This window comes from Pseudomonas sp. LBUM1643 (genome assembly GCF_059716215.1).
Window position 1 is genome coordinate 2401002 of sequence record NZ_CP166813.1, and the last position, 22742, is coordinate 2423743.

The window sequence follows — 22742 nt, forward strand, 5'->3', positions numbered from 1 at the left end:
CCTCGTGCCTCGGCAGCTGCTACAGGGATCGCGATTACTGCACCTGCAACACAATCTTGCCGATGTGATCACCGGCTTCCATCCGCGCATGGGCCTGTGCAGCATCGGCCAGCGGGTAGACCTTGTCGATCATGGGCAGGCAGCGTCCGGCAGCCAGTACCGGCCAGACGTATTCGCGCAGCTGTTCGGCAATCGAGGCTTTTTCTTCGCGGGTGCGCGAGCGCATCAGGGAGCCGGTGATGGTCGCGCGCTTGCCCAAAATGGCCATGAGGTCGACGTCCTTGGCATGGGCCCCCCCCAGAAAGCCCAGCATCACCAGTCGACCTTCCATACCCAGTGCCGCGATGTTCTGATTAAGGTACGAGCCGCCCATGATGTCGAGGATCACGTTGACGCCCTTGCCAGCGGTTTTGTCCTGCACGACCTGAACAAAGTCCTGATCGCGATAGTTGATCGCCTCGGCCCCCAACTTACGAATCGCCGCGCACTTTTCTTCACTGCCGGCCGTGGCGAACGCCTTGACGCCGAATTCGCGGCACAGCATCAATGCGGTCGTGCCGATACCGCTGGTACCGCCATGGACCAATGCGCGCTGGCCTTTGCTGGCACCGCCGATGTCGAACAGGTTGGCCCACACCGTGAAGAACGTTTCCGGCACCGCCGCCGCGTGGACCCAATCCATTCCTTGAGGAATCGGCAGTGTCTGGCTGGCCGGTGCGACGCAGAATTGCGCATAACCGCCGCCGTTGGTCAGCGCACAGACCTTATCGCCCACGATGAACTCACTGACGCCCGCGCCGATGGCCACCACTTCACCGGCCACTTCCAGACCCGGGATCGGGCTCATACCGGGCTTCATCGGGTATTTGCCCGCACGCTGAATCACGTCAGGACGGTTGACGCCGGCCGCGTATACGCGAATCAGCACTTCGCCGGCGCCGGCGGTCGGCACGGGTTCCTGCCGGGGTTTCAGGACCTCCGGGCCGCCTGGTTCGGTGATTTCGATCAAGGTCATGGTCTGGGGCAAGGTCATTTTTGCTGTCCTGATTTGAAGGGTCCAGTAGATGGGACCGTGTATTTGGGGGGGAGGTCAAAAGATCGCAGCCTCGTTTCACTCGACAGCTCCTACAGGGGGCGGCAGGGGACGGCGGGGATTGGCGCTATCCTGCAGAAGCTGTCGAGCGAAGCGAGACTGCGATCTTTTGATCGTCAAAACCTCCAGCAACAACGCCACCACAATGGCCCCCGCTGCAATCTCGAACAACACCGCGTGATGGCCGCCGCTCACATTGAACAACGCCGAGTACGCAAACCCTGCGATTGCCTGGAACGTTGCGAACGACACCGTCGCGCGGCTCCAGGCAACCTGCTGCTGATGATGGCTCGGGATCAACTCATGCACCCGGGCCAGTGCCAGTGGAACAATGCCCGGCGGGAATGAACCCAGGATCACCGCCAGCACCGCGAGCGTAGTGAACGAGCTGGAGATCGACAGCAGCCCCACAGCAATCGCCTGCACCACCAGCACCAGGCGAATGCTCACCTTCGCCCCCAATTGATCCGCGAGAAAACCATAGCTCACCGGGCCGATGATCGCGCCAAGGCCGTACATGACCCAGATCAGCGCACCGACATGCGGTCCGGCACCCAGCCCGCGGGCCACGTAGTCGACCAGGAACACCATCGCCGGCACCAGCCCCGCAGCCATAAAAGCGTACTGGGCAAACAACAGGTACACGCCCGGATCCATCGGGTGCCTGGTCTCGTTGACCGATGCCAGTGCGCTCGCCACAGGTTTATCCGACGGCCAGCCAAACCAGCTTGCTGCCGTCAGCACCAGAGCCAACGCGCCAAGGCCGAACCAGGTTTGCTGCAAACCCAGGCTCAGCAGCGGCGGCACAAGGGTCCCGGAACCCGCAATGCCCAAGCCAATGCCCAGAAAAATCGCCCCGCTGGCCAGTCCTCGACGGGCTGCCGGTACGTGCGGCAACACAGTCGCGGCCACCAGCACCATGATCGCGCCACCGGCAACGCCCGACAGCAGGCGCCAGCCGAAGAACCAGCTCACTGACAAGGGAAAACCACAGGCAAAAAACGACAGGGTGACGATAAGCATCATAAGCCGCAGCGCGCTTTTGTTGGACGTGCGATGTGCCAGCGGCCGGCCGATCAGCGCGCCGATCAGGTAGCCCACCAGGTTGGCGGCGCCGAGGTAAACCACGTCACTGGCCGAAAACCAGTGCGCCTCAATCAACGAAGGAATCAACGGCGTATAGGCAAACCGCGCCAGGCCAATACTGACCAGGCTGGCGCAGAGTCCGGCGAAGATCGGCAGCCAGATCGCGCTCGGCGGGTGACTCGATGAGTTGTGCATGGCAAATGTCCTGAGAGGTTCTTCCGGCCTTCAGCCTATCCCGGATCTTTGATGCAATAACGCAGCGATTCTGCGTTATCGTGATGCATCGATGCATCAATGGGGGTGGTTATGAATTGGGATGACGCGCGGGTGTTCCTCGCGGTGTGCCGGGAATCGACGCTCAGGGGCGCGGCGCGGGTATTGGGGGTCGATCAGGCGACTGTTGGCCGTCGCATTACGTCGCTGGAAAAGGCTTTGAGCGCAACGTTGTTTCTGCGCACCTCAGAGGGTTACGTGCTGACGGCGGTCGGCGAAGCGGCGTTGCAGGCCGTGGAAAAAATGGAGCATTCCGCGCTGCAGCTGCAACGTCAGATTCAAGGACTGGATGACCGGCTGACGGGCACAGTCCGGGTCAGCACCACGGACTCCCTGGCCATCGATTTCCTGATCCCGGCGATTGCCCGGTTGCATACCCTGCACCCCGACGTGCGGGTGCAACTGGACGCTTCCACGCAGATTCTCAGCCTGGCCAAACGCGAGGCCGACATCGCCGTGCGTAACACCCGGCCGGAGAACCCGGACCTGATTGCCCGGCGAATTGCCCGGTGGCCAGTGGGGCTGTTTGCGTCGCAAACCTATGTCGATACCCACGGCCTGCCGCAACCGGGTTCGGCGTTCGAGGGGCATGACCTGGTGGTGTACCAGCCGTATCTGCAGGGCAACAAGGACATGACGCTGGTGTCGGAACCGGTGACCCGTGGGCGCATCGTCTCAAGCCTGAGTTCCGGCCTGTTGGTGCGCCGTTCCATTGCCGCGGGAATCGGGCTGGGGGAAATTCCGGTGTACATGGGAGAGAGGGACGGGCTGGTGCGGGTGTGGCCGGAGCGCACACGACCGGTGCCCTACGACGTGTGGCTGGTCACCCATGCGGATCTGCGACATACCGCACGGGTGCGCGCGGTCATCGATGAAGTGGTTGCGGGCTTTTCCGGAAGTGGTGAGTAACAAACAAATCCCCTGTAGCAGCTGCCGAGGTACGAGGCTGCGTTGGGCTGCGCAGCGGCCCCCGAGGGCGGTCCTGCGGACACGCAACGCAGCCTCGTGCCTCGGCAGCTGCTACAGGAGGACGCAAGGGTTCTACGGCATTTCAGGCAATTCCTGCGGCCGCAAATCAAACACCAGCACCTCGGCATCCACGCCGTTGCTCAACGTCAACACCTGCTCATTGCGAACGCGCACGCCATCGCCTTCCTGCAACTGCATGCCATTGAGCTCGACACTGCCACTGGCTACATGCACATAGGCGTATCGATTGGCGGCCAACTCGAGGGTGGCGCTTTCCTTGCCATCGATCAGCGCGGCATACACCCGTGCATCCTGACGCACCTTCAGCGAACCGTGGGTCCCTTCGGGTGAAATGATCAGCTGCAAGCGCCCGCGCTTTTTCTGAGTGCTGAAATGCTCCTGCTGATAGCGCGGTTTGGCGCCGCTGACGTCCGGCACGATCCAGATTTGCAGGAAGTGCACCGGGCGTGTCGCCGAGTGGTTGTATTCGCTGTGGGCGACGCCGTTGCCGGCACTCATCAACTGCACATCGCCAGGGCGAATCACCGAACCGGTGCCCAGGGTGTCCTTGTGTTCCAGCGCACCTTCGAGCACATAGGAGAAAATCTCCATGTCGCGATGGGGGTGCTGGCCGAAGCCTTTGCCGGCCGCCACACGGTCATCGTTGATCACCAGCAGGTCGGAAAAACCCTGCTCTTTGGGGTTGCGGTAGTTGGCAAAGGAAAAGGTGTGGAAGGACTTCAACCAACCGTGATTGGCCAAGCCGCGATCGGAAGCTTTGCGAAGGGTCAGCATGATGAATTCTCCTGTGTGGACGTTGATTCGTCCGAGTGAGGAGAAGGTTAATGGTTACTGGCGGATGCAATAAGTAGATGAAAATTGAAACACTGTCCCGTTGAGGTTGACAGTAATGTGCGGTGCATCACCTATTCCTGGCCGACGTCTGCGCTGTTTTTGGCCATAATGCACAGCACCCCAAGTTCGGTGTTCAGGCAGTTAACTCTTTTGACCTCAAAGAAATCCACCCCATGAAAACAGTGGCAATGGTGCTGTTCCCCGACTTTCTCCTGCTCGACATGGCCGGTCCGATGGAGGTGTTTTCCATCGCCAATCGATACCTGGCGCAAGATCAACGTTACGAACTGTCGACCATCGGCACCGAACATGGCGCACTGCGGGCTTCCAACGGCGTCAACATCACGGCGGATGTGCACATCGATCAAGCGGGCGACCGCTATGACCTGCTGCTGGTCCCCGGTGGGCCGGGCGCTTACAACGAAAAACACCCACCGTTGCTCGACTGGCTTCGGCGCGCGACCCATCGCGCCGGTCGATACGGTTCGATCTGCACCGGTGCGTTTGTACTCGGGCACGCCGGCTTGCTCGACGGGTATCGCGTGACCACTCACTGGCATTACACCGAACGGCTGATCAAGGGCTTCCCCAACGCGACCGTCGAGACTGATCAGATCTACGTGCAAGACCGCAACCTCATTACGTCCGGAGGCGTCACCGCCGGCATCGACCTGGCATTGGCTGTGGTGGCCGAAGACCACGGCAAGAAAGTCGCCCAGGACGTGGCGAAAGTGCTGTTGGTGGTGATGAAACGCCAAGGAGGCCAGGCGCAGTTCAGTCCGTTGATGGCGGCGGTGGCTCCTCACGAAACCGCCATCACACGGGTCCAGAACCATGTGCTTGAGCACCTCGATAAGCCCTTCAGCATCGAATGCATGGCCAGTCTGGCGGCCATGAGCCCCCGCCATTTCGCCAGGGTATTTGCCCGGGACGTGAACATGACGCCCATGGAATTCCTCCAGAGCGCACGCATCGACAATGCCAGAAACCTCTTGGAAACCAGTGAGTTGCCGCTCAAGACCGTCGCCTTCAAGAGCGGTTTCGGCAGTGTCCGGCACATGCGTTTCCTGTTCAGTGAAAAGCTCGGTTTGACCCCGACCCAGTACCGCGAACAGTTCAGCTAGGGGCAATTGTCCGTTGTGCGCACCGAGATGGCCGTGACGCTCCCATCGCCGCAGTTGTGCTGTCACCGATGCCTGCCAAGATAGATGAGAACCAATTGCAATGGAGGTGCGGGAATCCGGGTAAGCGTGCAATGGGTGCGCCGGACCAGATTTCAGCACGTGAAGTGCATGAACAGTCTCAGAGATTTGAACAGCGATACGGTGCTGCGATTCGGCCCTTACGCCTTTCACCTGCAACAACGGCTGATCCTGGAAGGTGACCGGCCTTTGCGCATGGGCGGTCGGGCGCTGGATATCTTGCAGGTGCTGGTCGAACATGCCGGCACCGTGGTCAGCAAAGACGAGCTGATCGCCCGGGTATGGCCGACTTCCGTGGTCGAAGAAATCAGCCTGCGCGTGCACATCGCGGCGTTGCGTCGGGCGCTGGGCGACGGGCAGAACGGCCACCACTACATCGTCAACGTACCTCAGCGCGGCTATAGCTTTGTTGCCCCGGTGCAGGCCGAGAGTGTGGAGGCGCTGGTCTCGTTCGAGACGGCGCACAAACCCCAGCACAATTTGCCCGCGCGCCTCACATCCGTGACGGGGCGGGATTCGATTGTCGGCAGTCTGGTCAGGCAGTTGCCGGTTCGGCGTCTCATGACCCTGGTCGGCCCCGGAGGTATCGGCAAGACCACCGTGGCATTGCGGGTCGCCGAACTGCTGTTGCAGCACTATCGCGATGGGGTCTGGCGGGTGGATTTCTCGGTGATCGAAGACCCGGCGCGGGTGGTCGATCAGTTGACGCAAAGCCTTGAATTGCCAGTCGGAACAACCCTGGATGTCCTGGCCCAGCGTCATGCCCTGCTGGTGTTCGACAATTGCGAGCACCTGCTGGAGCGTTGCCGGACGCTGGTCGATGATTTGCTGCAGGCGGCGCCTCGGCTGTCGATTCTGGTCACCAGCCGCGAACCTTTGCAGGCGGCGGGGGAGACCGTCCAGCGCCTGTCACCACTGGCCGTCCCACCGGCCTCGGCGATGCACAGCGTTGCCGAGGTCATGGGCTATTCGGCGGTGCAGCTGTTCGTCAGCCGGGCCCGTGCCCGTCAGCAAGGCTTTGCACTGCGTGAACAGGACCTCGAGGCGGTCCGAGAAATTTGTCGACGTCTCGATGGATTGCCGCTGGCCATCGAGCTGGCGGCGGCGCAAATCGACGCGTTGGCGTTGGTCGGGCTGCAGGCTCAGCTGGATAACGTTTTCCAGCTGCTGACCCAAGGGCGGCGCACCGCCGTGCCACGGCATCAAACCCTCAAGGCTGCGCTGGACTGGAGTTATGAACGGTTGAGTCAGACGGAGCAAACCCTGTTGCAACGCCTGGCCGTGTTCAACCTGTCGTTCACCCTCGATGCGGCCATCGGCGTAATCAGTTGCGAGGTGCTGAGCCCCGTCCGCTTGAAGGCGCTGATGGAACGGCTTGTCGCCCAATCGCTGCTGTCTCTGGAGCGGACCAACGGCACCGCGCGCTATCGCTTCCTCAACACCACGCGCACCTATGCCTTGGAGAAGCTCGAACACAGCGGCGAACTGCGTCTGTTCGAGGCGCGTTACGCCCATTACGTGAGCCGGGCGCGCTGGGTGTCAGGCGTGCAAGTGCCCCTGGAGCTCGTCCAGTAACTGCCGGACGTTGATCAGATCCGGTGTGGCAAACCCTTCGGTGTAACGCTCATAAATCGGCGACAGCAATTCATGCGCTTGCAGCCGTTTTCCCTGGCGTTGCCACAGCTGTGCCAAGGCCGTCGCGCTTCGCAGTTCCCACGCCAGCGCGCCCTGACTGCGCGCCACGTTCAACGCCCTGATCAAGATAGTCTCGGCCGTCTCAACCCTGCTGCAGGCGGCGGCTTCGGTCGGCGGATCCTCCGCCAATAGGGCCATTGCCCGGGCCCGTAAAATCTCCGCCGTACTCCAACCGGCCGCCCCCGTGTTCGCCCTCAGCACCAACGCCTCATCCACACACCCGGTGTCCAGCGTCACCATGATTTCGTTGATCAGCCCGGCACCGGGCAACGGGACGACCTTGACCTCGGTACCACCGATCACCTGCGCATAGTGTTGCGCCCAGTTGTAGAACAGCTGGACGGAATGCTTCTGGGCTTGCTCCAGCAGTAAGCGCAACAGTTCACGGGCAGTGCCGGTGTCGCCGTTGTACTGTGCGATCAGACAGCCCGCCAGCGCCAGGGTGTAGCAGATGGACGTGCCGTGATTGATCTGGATCGCGATGTCCAGTGCCTGCCGGGCCGTGCGCCAGGCTTGTTCCGGTTGGCCTTGCAGCCAGAGGATGCGCGCCAGAATCGTCAGCGAGGCCACGCTCTGATCGTATTGCACGCCAAAGCCGTGAGTGAAACGGTTGAGGTGGCCGCTCTGGGCCATGCGCTGGATCACCTGTTCAGCGTTCACCCGCGCCAGTCGCTGGTTGCCGGCGAAGTGCAGGGCCAGCACGCGCAAGCGGTGCGTGCTCAGGGACAACACTTCTTCGCCGTGCAGCCCCAACCGGTCGAATTGCTGGCTCTGCCCCAGCGCCATCTGATAGTGGCCGCAACTGAGGTTGACCGCCATGTATCCGGAGACCGCCCGCAGTTCACCGGCCACATCGTTGCACTGTCTGGCCAGGGATCGAGCGCTGACGAACGCTTCGATGGTTTCGGTCGTGCCGCCCTGGCTGTGGTAGCAGGAGCTGCCGAGCGCGAGCTTGAGGGTCATCTGCAACAGGGGTGAGGGCTCTGGCGTGGCGTCGAGCAGGATCAGTGCCTTGCGCACGTAAGTACCGTGTTCCTTGAGCAGCGACAGTTCCTGCCAGAGCGGAGTGGAGGTCGCCGTCAACTGGATGGCCAGCGCCTGGGGCCCCTCGGCGTTGAGGCCCCAGTCGAGGGCGGCGCGGATGTCCGCCAGGCTCCGGGCGTAGCGCTCGATCCACAGGTTTGTCGGGATCAGCTCCCAGTCTTGCGCGGCCTGGCTCATCAGCGCCAGAAAGCGTTCGGCATGGCGTTTGCGGGTATCCGGCAAGTCATGGGCCTGGTCGAGTTTTTCCAGTGCATAGCCACGGGTGGTGTCGAGCAAGCGGTAGAACACCTCTTCGTCACCGACCTCCACATTCAGCAGGGACTTGGCCACCAGTTGCGTGATCGAGCCGAACACTTCGCACGGTTCGATCTGTTCGCCGACGATCACTGCCGCTGCGGATTCCAGGGTAAAACCGCCCCTGAATACACCGAGGCGGCGCAGGCAGGTTTGCTCGCAGGGGCTGAGCAGTTCGAAGCCCCAATCCAGGGTCGCACGCAGGGTTTGATGGCGCGCCAGGCTCAGATGGGAACCCTGGGTCAGCAGCCGAAAACTGCTCTGCAGTTGGGTCAGCAAACCGCTCAGGCCGAAGCGACCCACTTGCGCCGCCGCCAGTTCGATGGCCAACGGAATGCCGTCCAGGCGGTGGCAGATGTCGATCAACAGCGGCAGGTCGGCGTCCGTCAGTTCAAAGCTGTCGTGGCTGGCCATGGCCCTTTCGACGAACAGTTGCAGCGCCGAAAACGTCAGCGCCTGATCTCGATCGAGCACCGCAATCGGCGGCGGGCAATCCAGTGATTCCAGACGTTGCACGAACTCGCCCTCGGCCCGCAAACCTTCCCGGCTGGTGGTCAGAATGTGCACGTGAGGGGCGCCGCGCAAAATGTCTTCGCAGAGCAGTGCAACGGCGTCGATCAGGTGTTCGCAGTTGTCGATCACCAGCAGCATTTGCCGCTCGCGCAGGAACGTTACCAGGCCGCTTATCGGCTCGGCATCGTGCAGGGACAAATCGAGCAGCGTGGCCAGGTGCGCGGTGATCATCAGCGGATCGTTGATCGGTGCCAGGTCCAGCAGACGTATCCCGTCGCGGTAACGCCCGATCAGTTGTTCGGCAACGCGCAGGGCCACGGTGGTCTTGCCGATACCACCGGGGCCGACCAGGGTAATGAAACGCTGGCGTACGAGTTGCGTCATCAGGTTGTCGACCAGCGTCTGGCGGCCGATCAGGCGGGTGTTACGCACGGGCAGGTTATGGCGACTCGGTTCGACCGCTTCACCGGCGCAATGGGACTCAACCTGTTCCAGGGAAAAAGGCGCGACAAAACTGTACCCGCGCTGGGCAACGGTGATGATGTAGCGCTGGCCAGCCTGGCCGTCGCCAAGGGCTTTGCGCAGCGCCGCCATGTGCACCCGCAGATTGATGTCTTCGACGACGCTTTTGGGCCACACCCCGGCGATCAGGTTCTGCTTGCTGACCACCTGTCCTGCATGTTCCAGCAGGATCAACAGAATATCCATGGCACGCCGACCCAGGCGCAGAGGCTGGTCGGCCTCAAGCACCAGACGTCGTCCAGGGTAGATCCGGTAAGGGCCGAAATGGATGGCCTGTGTGGGGGAAAGGGTCAACGGGACACTCCTGCTTGCATCCGTCTAGTACGCGGTTTTCGAGCATATTCCTCAGGTTTGGGCGCCAGTGCAACGAGCGGGCTGGATGACTCCCGGGTGTTCGTCGTGACCGGCGCCTTCACGCCATTGTCGCAGGCGCCGTATTGACTCAGCGTAGCGGTGGTCAGCGGCGCGTCCAGATGTTCGGCGCGCGATTGAAAATTAACAACGTTTAACTCGTCGCGGCGGGAGTCAGGGCCAAGACTCAGGACTGTGTGAACAGCGGGGCCGCGGTTGTGCGGTTTACGGATGTGCATCATTTTGGATCTGTCTCTGTAGGAGCTGTCGAGTGAAACGAGGCTGCGATCTTTTGATCTTGTTTTTAAAAGCCAAAGTCAAAAGATCGCAGCCTCGTTTCACTCGACAGCTCCTACGGGTTTTGCGGCTTTGCGGGTGCGCGTTGACGGCTTTGGTAGCCCGATACCGTCCAGCAACTCCACAGCCTGACAAGGAATTCCACCTCTCTGGAGCAACACCGGAATGAGCAATGTGGTGGTGGTCTATCACAGCGGCTACGGGCACACCCGGGTCATGGCCGAAGCCGTGGCGCTAGGCGTGGAGAGGCATTTGGGCAGTACGTGCCTGTTGGTTCCGGTGGAGGAGGTGGACGATCACTGGGACCGTCTGCACCGCGCCGACGCGATCATCTTTGGCGCCCCGACTTACATGGGCAGCGCCTCGGCGCCCTTCAAGGCCTTCATGGACGCCACGGCCGCGTTCTACCTGTCCCAACCCTGGCACGACAAGCTTGCCGCCGGCTTCACCAATTCCGGCTGCCTGTGCGGCGACAAACTCAACACCTTGCTGCAGATGGCGGTATTCGCCGCGCAGCATTCGATGATCTGGGTCGGCCTCGACCTGTTGCCCGCACGCTCCAGCACGGGGGTGTTCGAGGGGCAAATGAATCGCCTCGGCAGTTCGCTGGGCGCCATGTCCCAGTCCAACGTCGAGCAACCTCCCGAACAGGCGCCACCGCCTGAAGATCGCTGCACCGCCGCGCATCTGGGCGAACGCGTGGCGCGCCTTGCTGAACGCATGGCCCGTTCCTCGAATTGATCCATCCAATCCACGCAAAGGCTCGCGCTGGCAGAAACAACTGCGCCGTAATACCTGTAGCAGCAGCCTCGCAGGCTCGGCAGCTGCTACAGGATTTGTGTTGTCAGGGAATTGAGCGCGAGGTTTGGACGTTCAGGCTTCGTCGGGACTATCGAGCGTGAAGTTGAGACGTGTAGGCGGAGGACGCGAGCTGGCTGCGCACAGTCCGGCAGCGCCATGCAAACGGATTGATGCCTTCACTGCGGGTGAAGATGTGGCAGAAATGTGCCTGGTCACAGAAACCGCATTCCAGGCTGATTTGCGTCAGGGACAGGTCGGTGCTCTGGATCAGCTGCTTGGCACGGGAGATGCGCTGGTGACGAATCCAGTCCTGGGGCGAGAGCCCGGTGCTGCACTTGAAGGCGCGTGAAAAATGACTGCGCGAGAGGGCGCAGGCGCGCGCCAGTTCGGTCACTTCCACGGTTTCACCCAGACGCTCGAGAATCAGTTGCTTGGCCAGTTGTTCGCGCCACGGAGTCAGACCGCCGGTGTTTTTCTTTCGCGTTTCAGTGACTGCCGCGCGGGCGGTGTTTTGCTGAAAGTGAGCCATGGCAGAGGTCCGTGTCGGTGAAACTCATTCTTGTTCGCAAGGCTCTGACTGGCGAGTTAATCGTTGTTAATTTCACTTTTATGCCGGGCGCTCTCAAGCAAACTCAGACACAATCATCCTCCTCGCGCCTGGCTGAACACCTAAGGAACCTTGCCAATGAACCGTAATGATCTACGCCGCGTCGACATGAACCTGCTGGTCATTTTCGAGGCCTTGATGTTCGAAAAAAACCTGACACGTGTCGCCGAAAAACTCTTCATGGGGCAACCGGCGGTGAGTGCGGCGTTGGGTCGGTTACGGGACCTGTTCGACGATCCGTTGCTGCTGCGCAACGGCCGTGGCATGGAACCGACGGCGAGGGCGCTGGCGATTCTCAAGGAGCTGCAGCCGGCGATGGACACCATCTCGGGCGCCGTCAGCCGGGCCAAGGAGTTCGATCCGACGACCAGTAGCGATGTGTTTCGCATCGGGCTGTCGGACGATGCCGAGTTCGGTCTGTTTCCGCCGTTGTTAACGCACCTGCGTGAGGAAGCGCCGGGGATCATTGTGGTGGTGCGACGGGCGAACTTTTTGTTGATGCCGGCGTTACTGGCATCGGGGGAGATTTCCGTAGGGGTGAGTTACACCACGGACCTGCCGGCCAATGCCAAGCGCAAGACGTTGCGCGACATTCCCTGCAAGATTCTGCGCGGTGATAAAAGGCCGGGCCCACTGACGCTGGATGAGTACTGTGAGCGACCGCATGCGATGGTGTCGTTTTCGGGCGATCTGAGTGGCAACATCGATCTGGATCTGGCGAAGATCGGGCGTTGCCGGCGGGTGGTGTTGGGGGTGCCGCAGTTCAGTGGGTTGCGGGCGTTGCTGGCGGGCACCGAGATGATCGCTACGGTGCCGGATTATGCGGCGTTTGCGTTGGTTGAGGGGTGTGCGTTGCGTGCTGAGGATCCGCCTTTTCCGATTGAGGCGGCGCAGCTGTCGATGGCGTGGAGTGGGGTGCATGATAACGATCCGGCGGAGCGCTGGTTGCGGTCGCGGATCAGTGATTTCATGTCCAGGCCGTTGCCTATTCTGTCGTGATGAGGTGGTTTTCGGGGCGATCTGGCTCGTTGGTCTGAACCCGATCCCCTTGTAGGAGTGAGCCTGCTCGCGATGGCGGCCTGACAGCCGACCCGATTCATGCGGCTGTACTCGTTCCTGTGGGAGCTGGCTTGCCTGCGATGGCGGCCTGCCCCTCAACCTGATCCCATGAATGTACCCAGCCCAACTGTGGGAGCTAGCCTGCTAGCGATTGCGGTGACCCAGACACCACCTACACCGAGCTGAGCATCGACTCACTCCAGCCATGGTGCTTTTACACCTAACCCGAAAACAGCACACACATCCAATTTCCCCCGCGCCCATACCGGCACTATCCACTCATGTCCCGACTTGCATGTCGGGGTTTGTGCGTTTCTCCGGAGCCTTGCGTTATGCCTGAATCAAACTCACTCGACACGCCCGCAAAGGGCTTTGAGGAGGTCGTGACGCTGGTGGTCAAACACCGGGTCAAGGCCGGTTTTGAAGTGCCGTATGAAGCCTGGTTGCGCAATATCGTTGCCATTGCCGGGCAGCAGGAAGGGCACTTGGGCGTGGACGTGATTCGGGGCAAGAACGCCGGCCTGGATTTCTACACCTGCGTGCTGCGCTTTTGCTCCACGGAGGCGATGCAGCGCTGGCTCGACTCGCCGCAACGGCTGGCGTTGGTGAACGAAGCCACGCCGATGCTCGCCGACGGCGACCAGACCGAGGTCAACCCGGTCAACGAGTTCTGGTTCGCGCCGCAGGTCGACGCTTCAACGCCGCCGCCACGCTGGAAGCAGGCGGTGGTGACACTGTTGGTGATTCTGCCGCACACCTTGCTGGTGCCGCTGATCTGGGGGCCGGTGCTGCGACTCAATGCCTTTCTCTCCAGCTACTTCGTCGCGACTTTCCTGATCACCCTGACCATCGTGGTGTCGGTGGTTTACCTGTTTATGCCGATGGCGACGCGCCTGTTCGCGCCCTGGCTGTCCTCTTCCACTCAGCCAAAGGAAACGCGATGAACGCCGATCTGATTTTATTCAATGGCCAATTCCATACCGTTGACCGGGAAAACCCGCTCGCCAGCGCCGTGGCCATCAGCGAAGGCCGTTTCGTCGCGGTCGGGACCGATGCGCAGGCCATGGCGTTGCGGGGTGCAAATACCCAGGTGATCGACCTCAAGGGTCGTTGTGTGATCCCCGGTCTCAACGACTCACACTTGCACCTGATCCGCGGCGGTTTGAACTACAACCTCGAACTGCGCTGGGAAGGTGTGCCGTCCGTGGCCGATGCGCTGCGCATGCTCAAGGAACAGGCCGATCGCACGCCGACGCCGCAATGGGTGCGGGTAGTGGGTGGCTGGAACGAATTCCAGTTTGCCGAAAAGCGCATGCCGACCCTCGAAGAACTCAACCAGGCGGCGCCGGACACGCCGGTGTTCGTGCTGCACCTGTATGACCGTGCCTTGCTCAACCGAGCGGCGTTGCGCGTGGCCGGTTACACCCGCAACACGCCGAATCCGCCGGGTGGCGAGATTGTCCGTGATGCCAACGGCGATCCGACCGGCATGCTGGTGGCGCGTCCCAACGCGATGATTCTGTACTCGACGCTGGCCAAGGGGCCGAAGTTGCCGCTGGAGTATCAGGTCAACTCCACGCGCCAATTCATGCGTGAACTCAACCGTCTCGGCCTGACCAGTGCCATCGATGCCGGTGGCGGTTTCCAGAATTACCCGGACGATTACCAGGTGATCGAGCAGTTGGCGAAAGACCAGCAACTGACCATTCGCATCGCCTACAACCTGTTTACCCAGAAGCCCAAGGAAGAGCTGGCCGACTTCAAGAACTGGACCAGCAGCGTGACCCTGCATCAGGGCGATGACTTTTTGCGGCACAACGGCGCCGGGGAAATGCTGGTGTTCTCTGCGGCGGATTTCGAGGACTTCCTTGAGCCGCGTCCGGACCTGCCGCAAACCATGGAAGACGAACTGGAACCGGTGGTCCGCCATCTCGTTGAACAGCGCTGGCCGTTCCGCCTGCACGCCACCTACAACGAATCCATCAGTCGCATGCTCGACGTCTTCGAGAAGGTCAATCGCGACATTCCGTTCAATGGCTTGCCGTGGTTTTTCGATCACGCGGAAACCATCACCCCGCACAACATCGAGCGGGTGAGGGCGCTGGGCGGTGGCATTGCGATTCAGGATCGCATGGCGTTCCAGGGCGAATATTTTGTCGAGCGTTACGGCGCCAAAGCCGCCGAAGCAACGCCGCCGATCAAGCGCATGCTGGCCGAAGGTGTGCCGGTGGGCGCGGGCACCGACGCCACGCGGGTGTCGAGCTACAACCCGTGGACTTCCCTGTACTGGATGGTCAGCGGCCGTACCGTCGGTGGTCTGGAGCTGCATAGCGAGGGCCTTTCCCGGCAGACCGCGCTGGAGCTGTTTACCCACGGCAGCGCCTGGTTCTCTTCCGAACAGGGCAAGAAGGGCATGATCAAAGTCGGCCAGCTGGCTGACGTCGCGGCGCTCAGCGCAGACTTTTTCAGCGTCGATGAAGAAGCCATCAAGTGGATCGAATCGGTGTTGACCGTGGTGGGCGGCAAGGTGGTGTATGCCGCCGGTGATTTTGAAAAACTCGGGCCGGCCAGCGTCCCGGTGCTGCCGGACTGGTCGCCCGTGGTGAAAGTCCCCGGCCATTGGCGCCCGACCTCGCCGATGCAGGCCCAGGTTCACCATTGCAGCGGACCGTGCGGCGTACACGCCCACAGCCACGACCGGGCACGGTTATCGAACGCGCCAGTCAGCGATTTCGCCGGGTTCTGGGGCGCTTTCGGCTGCTCCTGTTTTGCCTTCTGACACTCACAAAAAAGCGTCGGCCGATCGCGTCGGCGCTGTCTGTAACACCCATCCATCGAGGAGTTTTACATGAGCAATGTGCCTTACAAACGCTTGAACAAAGACGACGCAGTTGTCCTGCTGGTGGACCACCAGACGGGCCTGATCTCGCTGGTTCAGGATTTCTCGCCGAACGAATTCAAGAACAACGTGCTGGCCTTGGGCGACGTGGCCAAGTTCTTCAAACTGCCGACGATCCTCACCACCAGCTTCGAAAATGGCCCGAACGGCCCGATGGTTCCAGAGTTGAAAGAGCAGTTCCCGGACGCGCCGTACATCCCGCGTCCAGGCCAGATCAATGCCTGGGACAACGAAGATTTCGTCAAGGCGGTCAAGGCCACTGGCCGTAAGCAGTTGATCATTGCCGGTGTGGTGACCGACGTGTGCGTGACCTTCCCGACGTTGTCGGCACTGGCTGAAGGGTTTGAAGTGTTCGTGGTGACTGATGCTTCCGGCACCTTCAACGAAACCGTGCAGCAAGCCGCCTGGGCGCGCATGGCTGCAGCCGGTGCACAACTGGTGAACTGGTTCTCGGTGGCTTGCGAGCTGCAGGGTGACTGGCGCAACGACATGGAAGGCCTGGCAAACCTGCTGTCGCCGCGCATTCCGAACTATCGCAATTTGATGAACAGCTATTCGGTGCTGACTTCGAAATAAGCGAGCACCAATAACAGTTTCAGGCAAGCACGATACTGTGGCGAGGGGATTTATCCCCGTTGGGCTGCGAAGCAGGCGCAAAACCATCATACGCGGTGTACCTGATACACCTCGGTTGCAGGTTTTGGGGCCGCTTCGCAGCCCAACGGGGATAAATCCCCTCGCCACAAATGTAATGCGTACAGCATTACGCCAATGCGCGGCACTCCTTATGTGGCCAGCTCCGGATCTACAGGTCTGCTCATACATTCTGGCGTTTTTGCAGCCAACTCAAAAAGCCGTTTTTCTTGATGTGCACCGGTTTGGCCATCAACGCCAAACGGCTGTTCTGCTGCCGCACGGCCTGCAATTTGTTCAACGCCTGACCCACTTCGCTGCGCTGCTCCATGCAGTTTCGGGTCAAGGATTTGTCGATCCGGTAGATGATGCACGAGGTCAACGTGGTGAACGTGGCCATGGATGGGGTGTCGGTCAGGATGCTCTGTTCGCCCATGACCTCGCTCGGCCCCATGCGTCCGGCTTCGGTGTGTCCGTCACCGTCGGGAACTGTCGCGCTGACCACGCCCGTGGCAATGACCATCAGGTTGTCCGGTACCTCGCCCAGTTCCAGCACCACCTGGCCGGCGGCGTACTGCTGCGCAACCATGGACCGTGCCAGTTCATCGCGTTCTTTTTCGCTCAGGGAGCGGAAAATTTTCACTTCGTCCAGCAAGGCACGTGCGCGCGTGGAGGGTTCGATCACACCGTCGAGCTGCCGGGAAATACCCGCCGCTTCCAGGTGCCGATGCGCCAGGTCGAACAGCTGATTACGCACTTCGCTTTTCTTGCCCAGCTCGGTAATGAAGCCGCTGGCCACGTATTCGGACATGGTTTCGCCAGCCTCCTTGAGCACGGCTTTCGGCGCCGGATTCAACAGCAGGCTGCTGCTGCCTTGAAGCGTGCGATCCAGTGCGTCGAGCACCCGGCGCGGGCGGATATGGTTGGGCACTTGAATGCTGATCGACACGCCGTGCATGTTGCTCGGCCGACTGAGGTTGACGATTTTTGCCTTGGCCGCCACCGAGTTCGGCACCACCGCCGTACTGCCGGCACTGGTCAGCAGGTGCGTGGCGCGCCAGTCGATGTCGAGTACCTTGCCTTCCACGCCGTCGATCACGATCCAGTCATCCACCTGATAAGGCTTGGTGGTGTTGAGTACGATGCCGGAAAACACATCACTCAAGGTGCTTTGCAGCGCCAGACCGACGACGATCGCCACCACGCCTGAAGTTGCGAGCAATCCCTTGACCGGCAGCTCCAGCACATAACCGGCCGCGGCGACGATGGCGATCAGAAACACCAGCGCGCCAATGACATCCTGCAGCAACCGACCGCTGTGACCGATGCGCCTCATCAGGATCAGGCCGATAACCTCGGTGAGTACTCGTGCCGCGTACAACCACCAGAGAATCCCCAACGCCGTGGCGCCTGTTTGCGCCACGGAATCATCGGCAAACAGCGGTGCCTGCAACGGGCTGACGCCAGCGTTGATGATGAGCGCGCTGAACACCAGAAACAGTGCCAGGCGCACACCCACGCGAACGACGCGGTGTTTGAACGGCGCGAGGTGCCAGAGCACCGTGTCGATCACCAGCAGCAGGGCGCTCAAGGAGAGCAGGTGGGCGAGGAGGAAGGACATGGAAAACTCCGAAGGAAAGTGAGAACACGTTCAATGTTGCAGCCGCTGAAAGATCTCCAAAGCCACCGCGATCCCTGTAGCAGCTGTCGAGCCTGCGAGGCTGCGTCCGGCTGCGAAGCAGTCGTAAAATCAGCTGATGCGGTCGTTCGAGAAGACCGTGTATACCGGTTTAACGACTGCTCCGCAGCCGGACGCAGCCTCGCAGGCTCGACAGCTGCTACAGGGGACCGGTGCAGCCTCGCAGCCTCGCGAGGTCGCAAGGAACTCAGTTCAGATGCGTCTTGAGTTCCAGTGCTGCCTGACGCACCGCCGCTTTCACTTCAGGAATCTGGCTCAGCGGATTCAGCAACCCGAAGTCGTGAATCATCCCGTTGTAGCGCACCGCCGTGACCGGCACACCCGCCGCATCCAGATGCCGGGCGTAGGCCTCGCCTTCATCACGCAGCACGTCGAACTCGGCAGTCTGTACCAGCGCGGCTGGCAGGCCTTTGAGCTGTTCGGCGCTGGCTTGTAATGGCGACGCATGGACCTGCGTGCGTTCGCCGGCGTCAGTGGTGTAGTTGTCCCAGAACCAGCTCATCATGCCCTTGGTCAAGAAATGGCCTTCGGCAAACTGCTGGTACGACCCGGTGTCGAACCGGGCGTCCGTCACCGGCCACATCAACAACTGGAAGCGCAATGCCGGCGTTTTCTGTTCCTTGGCCATCAACGCCACGACCGCCGCCATGTTGCCACCGACACTGTTGCCAGCCACCGCAAGGCGCTTGCCATCGACGCCGATCTCCTGGCCATGCTCGGCCACCCAGCGGGTGGCGGCGTAGGCCTGGTTGATCGCGGTCGGGTACTGCGCTTCCGGTGAAGGCGTGTAGTCGACGTACACCGCGACGGCACCGGAGCCGACGACCAGGTCGTGGATCAGACGCTGGTGAGTCGGGAAATCGCCCAACACCCAACCGCCACCGTGGAAGAACATGAACACCGGTAACTCACCCTTGACGTTGGCCGGACGAACGATTTTCAGGTTGATGGTTTGCCCGTCGATCTTGATGGCGCGGTCGCTGACGTCCACGCCCGACAGATCAACCTTCACTGAATTCTGCGCACCGGTCAGTACCGCACGGGCCTCTTTCGGGCTCAACTGCTCGAGGGGCTTGCCACCGCCGGCGGCGAGGGCTTCGAGGAAGGCTTGGGTGCTGTGTTCGACACCGGGGCTGCCCGCCGCAAACGCGCTGTTGACGGAGAGGGCGAGGAGGGAGGCGATCAGGGTTTTCTTGGCGAGGTTCATGCGGGCAAATCCTTTTAATGAGAGAGATGAGATCCCTGTAGGAGCTGTCGAGTGAAACGAGGCTGCGATCTTTTGATCGTGTTCTTCAGGATCAAGATCAGAAGATCACAGGCTCCGGCAGCGCCTGTGTCTACGGGGTGAACACAGATTAATAGGATGCCGATAAAGGAAAAAGCCGCTATAAAGTGTTTGACTGTCAACCAGGACGTGACAATGAACCCGTTCGAAGATATGCGTATTTTTTGCCAGGTGATGGACTCCGGAAGCTTCACCGCGGCGGCCGATCAGTTGGGGCTTTCCAAGCAATTCGTCAGCCGACGTTTGATGCAACTCGAAGAGCGTCTGGGGGTGCGGCTGCTCAACCGTTCCACCCGGCGTCTGGATGTCACGCCCCTGGGCCAGAGTTATTACGAGTCAGCCTTGCGCCTGCTCAGTGAAGTCGAGCAAGTGGAGCAGGGCATCGCCGGGCAGACCACGGAGCCGCGCGGCACGATTCGGGTGAGTGCACCGCTGTCGTTTGCCCTGGCCCATCTGGGGTGTTTGCTGCCGCTGTTTCTGAAGCGTTATCGCGACGTCACCGTAGAAGTCGACCTGAGTGATCGCCCGGTGGATTTGCTCAGTGAAGGGTACGATCTGGCATTGCGCATCGGAACACTGGAAGACTCGACGCTGATTGCTCGTCGCATCGCGTCCATCGAGCGTGTGTACTGCGCCAGCCCGGCGTATCTGGGCGAGCGCGGCACGCCGCTTAAGCCCGAAGATTTAATTGCCCACGATTGCCTGCCTTACGGTCATGGCCGTCAGGTGCAATGGCGTTTCGAAGGGCAGGGCAAACCGCTGGCCGTACAGGTCACCGGGCGGATGCGGGTCAACAACGGTGAGTTGCTCAAAGACGCAGCGATTGCGGGTATGGGGATTACGTACCTGCCGACGTTTATTGTCGGGGCGGCCTTGAAAGATGGCAGGCTGGTGCCGGTGCTGGATGAGTTTCGGCCGGAGTCGCTGACGTTGTCGGCGGTGTACCCGCAACATCGCCAGGGGTCGAGGCCCGTGCAGGCGTTGATCGAATTTTTGCGTGAGCGGCTGGATCGGGTTGAGGTATGAAGTTCACTAAAGCCCTTGTAGGAGCTGCCGCAGGCTGCGATCTTTTGATCTTTTTTTTCCGGATTCGATCGAGATCAGGATCAAAAGATCGCAGCCTTCGGCAGCTCCTACAGGGGTGAGTGGTGTTCGTGTGATCAGCGTGAGTCAGGACCTCTTGTCATCGCCTGGCTCACCGCCGACATGCACACCACGGTCGTCGCCGACTTCACCATTGGCATGAACGCCGCGGTCATCACCGACTTCACCCGCACGATGTACCCCGTGGTCATCACCGACTTCACCCGCACGATGTACCCCATGGTCATCCCCCGGCTCGTTGTGGGTGCCGTTGCGCCCGGACGAGGATGAGGCCGTGTTGCCGGAATGGCCCGAGCCATGGTCGCTGCCGCTATGACCGCTGCCGCTATTGCCGCCACTGCCGCTGTTGCCACCGCCGCCGCTGCCACTACTGCCTCCACCACCGCTTCCACCGTGACCGCCACCATTGCCGCCGCCGCTTCCGCCGCCGCCACCATTGCCGCCACCGCTTCCACCGTGACCGCCACCATTGCCGCCACCACCTCCACCGCCGTTTCCGCCACCACCGCCACTGCCGCCACCTCCGCCACTGCCGCCACTACCGCCTCCACCACCACCACCGTCTTTCGCGTGAGCACTCGACATACCGGAAAAGCTGTCCGGTACAAGAACCGTGGACGCCGACAGAACTGCGCCAATAGCCACTGCGAGCAAAAGCTTCTTCATGTGCATATCGATCACCGTCTTTTTTTCTGGGTCTATCAGTGAATACTCGAGGCGAGCTCGAATATGGGGATGTACATCAGGATGACGATCACCCCGATCAGCAGGCCGATGAAGGTCATGAGCAAGGGTTCGAACAGCCGCACGAACCATTCCAGCCATCGGCTGATTTCTTCATCGTAGAAGTCCGCGCTGCGCTCCATCATTTGCCCCAGGTTGCCGGACTGTTCCCCGGCACGCAGCAGGCGCAGGGACACGGGTGTCACCAGATGATTGAGTTCCAGAGAGGTCGACAGGGATTGCCCTTCGCGTACTCGCTCGCACGCCTGGTCCAGGCGGCAACGCGAAGCGACGTTGAGCTGGGCTCGGACCATGCCCATGGCCGTGACGAGGGGGATGCCGCCCTGCAGCAGAATGCCCAGGGAGCGGTAGAAACGCGCCAGTTCGTACATGACGATGCGCTGGTGGATGGTCGGGATTTTTTCGATCAGACGGTCAACGCCACGGCGAAAGCCCGGTTGACGTTGCAGGAACACCAGCGCCGCGACGATCGCGGCCAGGGTCCCGAAGAATTCGCTCTGGTGAGCGTGCAGGAACATCCCGCTGCTCATCAGCACCTGGGACAGCCACGGCAGATTGTCGCCCAGGCCTTCGAACACCAGGCTGAAGCGCGGCACCACATAACCCATCAAAAATAAAACCACGCCACCTCCCACCACCAGCAACAGCATGGGGTAGATCGAAGCGCTGACGATCTTCTGTCGAACCTCGTCCATGCGCTGGCGATAGCTGACATAGCGGCCCAGGGCATCGCCCACGGCGCCGGTCTTCTCGCTGGACTGTACCAGCGCCACGTAAAGCGCAGGGAAAACCGCCGACAACTGGCCCAGTGCCTGGGAGAACGATTTGCCCTCATACAAAAGGCGAACCAGCTCACTCAAGGTTTTGCGGGCCTGCGGGGCGTTTTCTTTTTCGGCGAGGCTTTCCAGCGCATCGATCAACGGCAGGCCCGCATTGAGCAGCGTGGTGAGTTCCTGGCTGAACAACACCAGGTTGAACGTCTCGCGCTTTTGCAAACGCAGTGCTCGCCAGTGTCGCTCGGCGTGCAGGCTCACCACGCGCAGGCCCTGGTCTTCGACGATGCGCCGGGCTTCGCTGTGGCCGGGCGCTTCGACAGTCATCGACACCACGCCGGCCTTGCCTACTGCCTTGAGATGAAAGCGCATGCTCGCCACTCCCGTCATTGCCAACTGGTGACTTCGGCGTTTTCGCCTTCGCCGCCGGGCTGGCCATCCTTGCCCATGGAGAGCAGGTCGTACTCGCCGTTTTCGCCGGGGTAGCGATAGGCGTAGTTACGCCCCCACGGGTCCTGCGGCAGTTTTTTCTGCAGATAAGGACCGGTCCAGCGGGTTTCGTCGCTCGGCGCGGTGACCAGCGCCTGCAAACCCTGTTCAGTGGACGGGTAATGGCCGACCTCCAGTCGGTACAGATCGAGGGCCTTGCCCAGGCCTTCTATTTGCGCCTTGGCCACTTTTACCTCCGAGCGGCCGAGCTGGGCGAAATACTTCGGCGCGACGATGCCGGCCAACAGCCCGAGCACCACCAGCACCACCAGCAATTCCAGGAGGGTAAACCCGCGTTGGGTACGCGGGGCACAACACAGACGCTGATTCATGATGACCTCACACAGTCGGCAGAAGGGTCGCTTTGATGGCTTATGCAATTGCCATGCTCAGGCCCCGACATTCTGCTGCAACCCCCGTCCTGCGGGCCTCTCCAGTTGCGGCACGGTGCTTGC

The 22742-nt window shown here is 61.2% G+C and carries 19 protein-coding genes; 9 read left to right on the forward strand and 10 right to left on the reverse strand.

The window, feature by feature from the left end; genetic code table 11:
• Positions 1–34 precede the first annotated feature (34 nt).
• Together ACA063_RS10835 and ACA063_RS10840 are read right to left on the reverse strand one after the other, a co-directional pair.
• Positions 35–1033, reverse strand: coding sequence for an NAD(P)H-quinone oxidoreductase (locus ACA063_RS10835; protein WP_497665835.1), 999 nt, complete (start codon positions 1031–1033; stop codon positions 35–37).
• A 78-nt stretch (positions 1034–1111) separates the two neighbouring features.
• Positions 1112–2374: a YbfB/YjiJ family MFS transporter gene (locus ACA063_RS10840; protein WP_497665836.1), complete on the reverse strand. Its 1263-nt coding sequence runs from the start codon at positions 2372–2374 to the stop codon at positions 1112–1114.
• 111 nt (positions 2375–2485) lie between these two features.
• Here ACA063_RS10840 and ACA063_RS10845 point away from each other — a divergent pair, with 111 nt between their 5' ends.
• Positions 2486–3361 (forward strand): LysR family transcriptional regulator, encoded by an 876-nt coding sequence (locus ACA063_RS10845; protein WP_497665837.1) that lies wholly within the window; start codon positions 2486–2488, stop codon positions 3359–3361.
• A 132-nt stretch (positions 3362–3493) separates the two neighbouring features.
• Here the strand turns inward: ACA063_RS10845 and ACA063_RS10850 are convergent, their stop codons facing one another.
• Complete coding sequence (locus ACA063_RS10850; RefSeq protein WP_497665838.1) at positions 3494–4216, reverse strand: pirin family protein; 723 nt, start codon at positions 4214–4216, stop codon at positions 3494–3496.
• A 233-nt stretch (positions 4217–4449) separates the two neighbouring features.
• Here ACA063_RS10850 and ACA063_RS10855 point away from each other — a divergent pair, with 233 nt between their 5' ends.
• Positions 4450–5400 carry a GlxA family transcriptional regulator gene (locus tag ACA063_RS10855; RefSeq protein ID WP_497665839.1) on the forward strand — a complete coding sequence of 317 codons (951 nt, stop codon included), beginning with the start codon at positions 4450–4452 and terminating at the stop codon, positions 5398–5400.
• Positions 5401–5568: 168 nt separating this feature from the next.
• Positions 5569–7053, forward strand: a complete 1485-nt coding sequence (locus ACA063_RS10860; protein ID WP_497665840.1) for an ATP-binding protein — start codon at positions 5569–5571, stop codon at positions 7051–7053.
• Here the strand turns inward: ACA063_RS10860 and ACA063_RS10865 are convergent.
• A complete protein-coding gene (locus ACA063_RS10865; RefSeq protein WP_497665841.1) occupies positions 7018–9840 on the reverse strand; it encodes an ATP-binding protein in 2823 nt (940 codons plus the stop codon). The genes ACA063_RS10860 and ACA063_RS10865 overlap by 36 nt on opposite strands.
• A gap of 519 nt (positions 9841–10359) precedes the next feature.
• Here ACA063_RS10865 and ACA063_RS10870 point away from each other — a divergent pair.
• Positions 10360–10935, forward strand: a complete 576-nt coding sequence (locus ACA063_RS10870) for a flavodoxin family protein (protein WP_497665842.1) — start codon at positions 10360–10362, stop codon at positions 10933–10935.
• 148 nt (positions 10936–11083) lie between these two features.
• Here ACA063_RS10870 and ACA063_RS10875 read toward each other — a convergent pair whose 3' ends face one another.
• Positions 11084–11524 (reverse strand): helix-turn-helix domain-containing protein, encoded by a 441-nt coding sequence (locus ACA063_RS10875; RefSeq protein WP_497665843.1) that lies wholly within the window; start codon positions 11522–11524, stop codon positions 11084–11086.
• Positions 11525–11680: 156 nt separating this feature from the next.
• On the opposite strand from ACA063_RS10875, the gene ACA063_RS10880 reads away from it, so the two are divergent.
• The 4 genes from ACA063_RS10880 to ycaC all read left to right on the forward strand — a co-directional run bounded on the left by ACA063_RS10880 (position 11681) and on the right by ycaC (position 16136).
• Entirely contained in the window at positions 11681–12601 is a 921-nt protein-coding gene (locus ACA063_RS10880; protein WP_497665844.1) for a LysR substrate-binding domain-containing protein, read from the forward strand.
• Positions 12602–12993: 392 nt separating this feature from the next.
• Entirely contained in the window at positions 12994–13605 is a 612-nt protein-coding gene (locus ACA063_RS10885; RefSeq protein WP_497665845.1) for an antibiotic biosynthesis monooxygenase, read from the forward strand.
• Positions 13602–15440, forward strand: coding sequence for an amidohydrolase family protein (locus ACA063_RS10890; RefSeq protein WP_490145869.1), 1839 nt, complete (start codon positions 13602–13604; stop codon positions 15438–15440). Before ACA063_RS10885 ends, ACA063_RS10890 begins: the two co-directional genes overlap by 4 nt.
• A gap of 69 nt (positions 15441–15509) precedes the next feature.
• Complete coding sequence (ycaC, locus tag ACA063_RS10895; RefSeq protein WP_008032694.1) at positions 15510–16136, forward strand: isochorismate family cysteine hydrolase YcaC; 627 nt, start codon at positions 15510–15512, stop codon at positions 16134–16136.
• A 241-nt stretch (positions 16137–16377) separates the two neighbouring features.
• On the opposite strand, the gene ACA063_RS10900 is transcribed toward ycaC, so the two are convergent.
• Positions 16378–17814: a mechanosensitive ion channel domain-containing protein gene (locus ACA063_RS10900; RefSeq protein ID WP_497665846.1), complete on the reverse strand. Its 1437-nt coding sequence runs from the start codon at positions 17812–17814 to the stop codon at positions 16378–16380.
• Between the two features lie 265 nt (positions 17815–18079).
• The gene (locus ACA063_RS10905; RefSeq protein WP_497665847.1) at positions 18080–19099 is read right to left on the reverse strand and encodes an alpha/beta hydrolase; all 1020 of its coding nucleotides are present in this window, start codon (positions 19097–19099) and stop codon (positions 18080–18082) included.
• Between the two features lie 213 nt (positions 19100–19312).
• Between ACA063_RS10905 and ACA063_RS10910 the strand changes: the two genes are divergently transcribed.
• Positions 19313–20203 carry a LysR family transcriptional regulator gene (locus ACA063_RS10910; protein ID WP_497665848.1) on the forward strand — a complete coding sequence of 297 codons (891 nt, stop codon included), beginning with the start codon at positions 19313–19315 and terminating at the stop codon, positions 20201–20203.
• A gap of 144 nt (positions 20204–20347) precedes the next feature.
• On the opposite strand, the gene ACA063_RS10915 is transcribed toward ACA063_RS10910, so the two are convergent.
• Genes ACA063_RS10915 through gspG form a run of 3 tightly spaced genes read right to left on the reverse strand, consistent with a single transcriptional unit; the run spans position 20348 to position 22619 of the window.
• A complete protein-coding gene (locus tag ACA063_RS10915; protein ID WP_497665849.1) occupies positions 20348–20953 on the reverse strand; it encodes a hypothetical protein in 606 nt (201 codons plus the stop codon).
• A gap of 29 nt (positions 20954–20982) precedes the next feature.
• A complete protein-coding gene (locus tag ACA063_RS10920) occupies positions 20983–22170 on the reverse strand; it encodes a type II secretion system F family protein (RefSeq protein ID WP_497665850.1) in 1188 nt (395 codons plus the stop codon).
• A gap of 14 nt (positions 22171–22184) precedes the next feature.
• The gene (gene gspG / locus ACA063_RS10925) at positions 22185–22619 is read right to left on the reverse strand and encodes a type II secretion system major pseudopilin GspG (protein WP_162440966.1); all 435 of its coding nucleotides are present in this window, start codon (positions 22617–22619) and stop codon (positions 22185–22187) included.
• Positions 22620–22742: the final 123 nt, after the last annotated feature.

Bases quoted from the DNA above. Each gene is read 5' to 3' on its own strand.
- ACA063_RS10835 (WP_497665835.1), bottom strand. From the start codon at position 1,033: ATGACCTTGCCCCAGACCATGACCTTGATCGAAATCACCGAACCAGGC.
- ACA063_RS10840 (WP_497665836.1), bottom strand. From the start codon at position 2,374: ATGCACAACTCATCGAGTCACCCGCCGAGCGCGATCTGGCTGCCGATC.
- ACA063_RS10845 (WP_497665837.1), top strand. From the start codon at position 2,486: ATGAATTGGGATGACGCGCGGGTGTTCCTCGCGGTGTGCCGGGAATCG.
- ACA063_RS10850 (WP_497665838.1), bottom strand. From the start codon at position 4,216: ATGCTGACCCTTCGCAAAGCTTCCGATCGCGGCTTGGCCAATCACGGT.
- ACA063_RS10855 (WP_497665839.1), top strand. From the start codon at position 4,450: ATGAAAACAGTGGCAATGGTGCTGTTCCCCGACTTTCTCCTGCTCGAC.
- ACA063_RS10860 (WP_497665840.1), top strand. From the start codon at position 5,569: ATGAACAGTCTCAGAGATTTGAACAGCGATACGGTGCTGCGATTCGGC.
- ACA063_RS10870 (WP_497665842.1), top strand. From the start codon at position 10,360: ATGAGCAATGTGGTGGTGGTCTATCACAGCGGCTACGGGCACACCCGG.
- ACA063_RS10875 (WP_497665843.1), bottom strand. From the start codon at position 11,524: ATGGCTCACTTTCAGCAAAACACCGCCCGCGCGGCAGTCACTGAAACG.
- ACA063_RS10880 (WP_497665844.1), top strand. From the start codon at position 11,681: ATGAACCGTAATGATCTACGCCGCGTCGACATGAACCTGCTGGTCATT.
- ACA063_RS10885 (WP_497665845.1), top strand. From the start codon at position 12,994: ATGCCTGAATCAAACTCACTCGACACGCCCGCAAAGGGCTTTGAGGAG.
- ACA063_RS10890 (WP_490145869.1), top strand. From the start codon at position 13,602: ATGAACGCCGATCTGATTTTATTCAATGGCCAATTCCATACCGTTGAC.
- ycaC (WP_008032694.1), top strand. From the start codon at position 15,510: ATGAGCAATGTGCCTTACAAACGCTTGAACAAAGACGACGCAGTTGTC.
- ACA063_RS10900 (WP_497665846.1), bottom strand. From the start codon at position 17,814: ATGTCCTTCCTCCTCGCCCACCTGCTCTCCTTGAGCGCCCTGCTGCTG.
- ACA063_RS10905 (WP_497665847.1), bottom strand. From the start codon at position 19,099: ATGAACCTCGCCAAGAAAACCCTGATCGCCTCCCTCCTCGCCCTCTCC.
- ACA063_RS10910 (WP_497665848.1), top strand. From the start codon at position 19,313: ATGAACCCGTTCGAAGATATGCGTATTTTTTGCCAGGTGATGGACTCC.
- ACA063_RS10915 (WP_497665849.1), bottom strand. From the start codon at position 20,953: ATGCACATGAAGAAGCTTTTGCTCGCAGTGGCTATTGGCGCAGTTCTG.
- ACA063_RS10920 (WP_497665850.1), bottom strand. From the start codon at position 22,170: ATGCGCTTTCATCTCAAGGCAGTAGGCAAGGCCGGCGTGGTGTCGATG.
- gspG (WP_162440966.1), bottom strand. From the start codon at position 22,619: ATGAATCAGCGTCTGTGTTGTGCCCCGCGTACCCAACGCGGGTTTACC.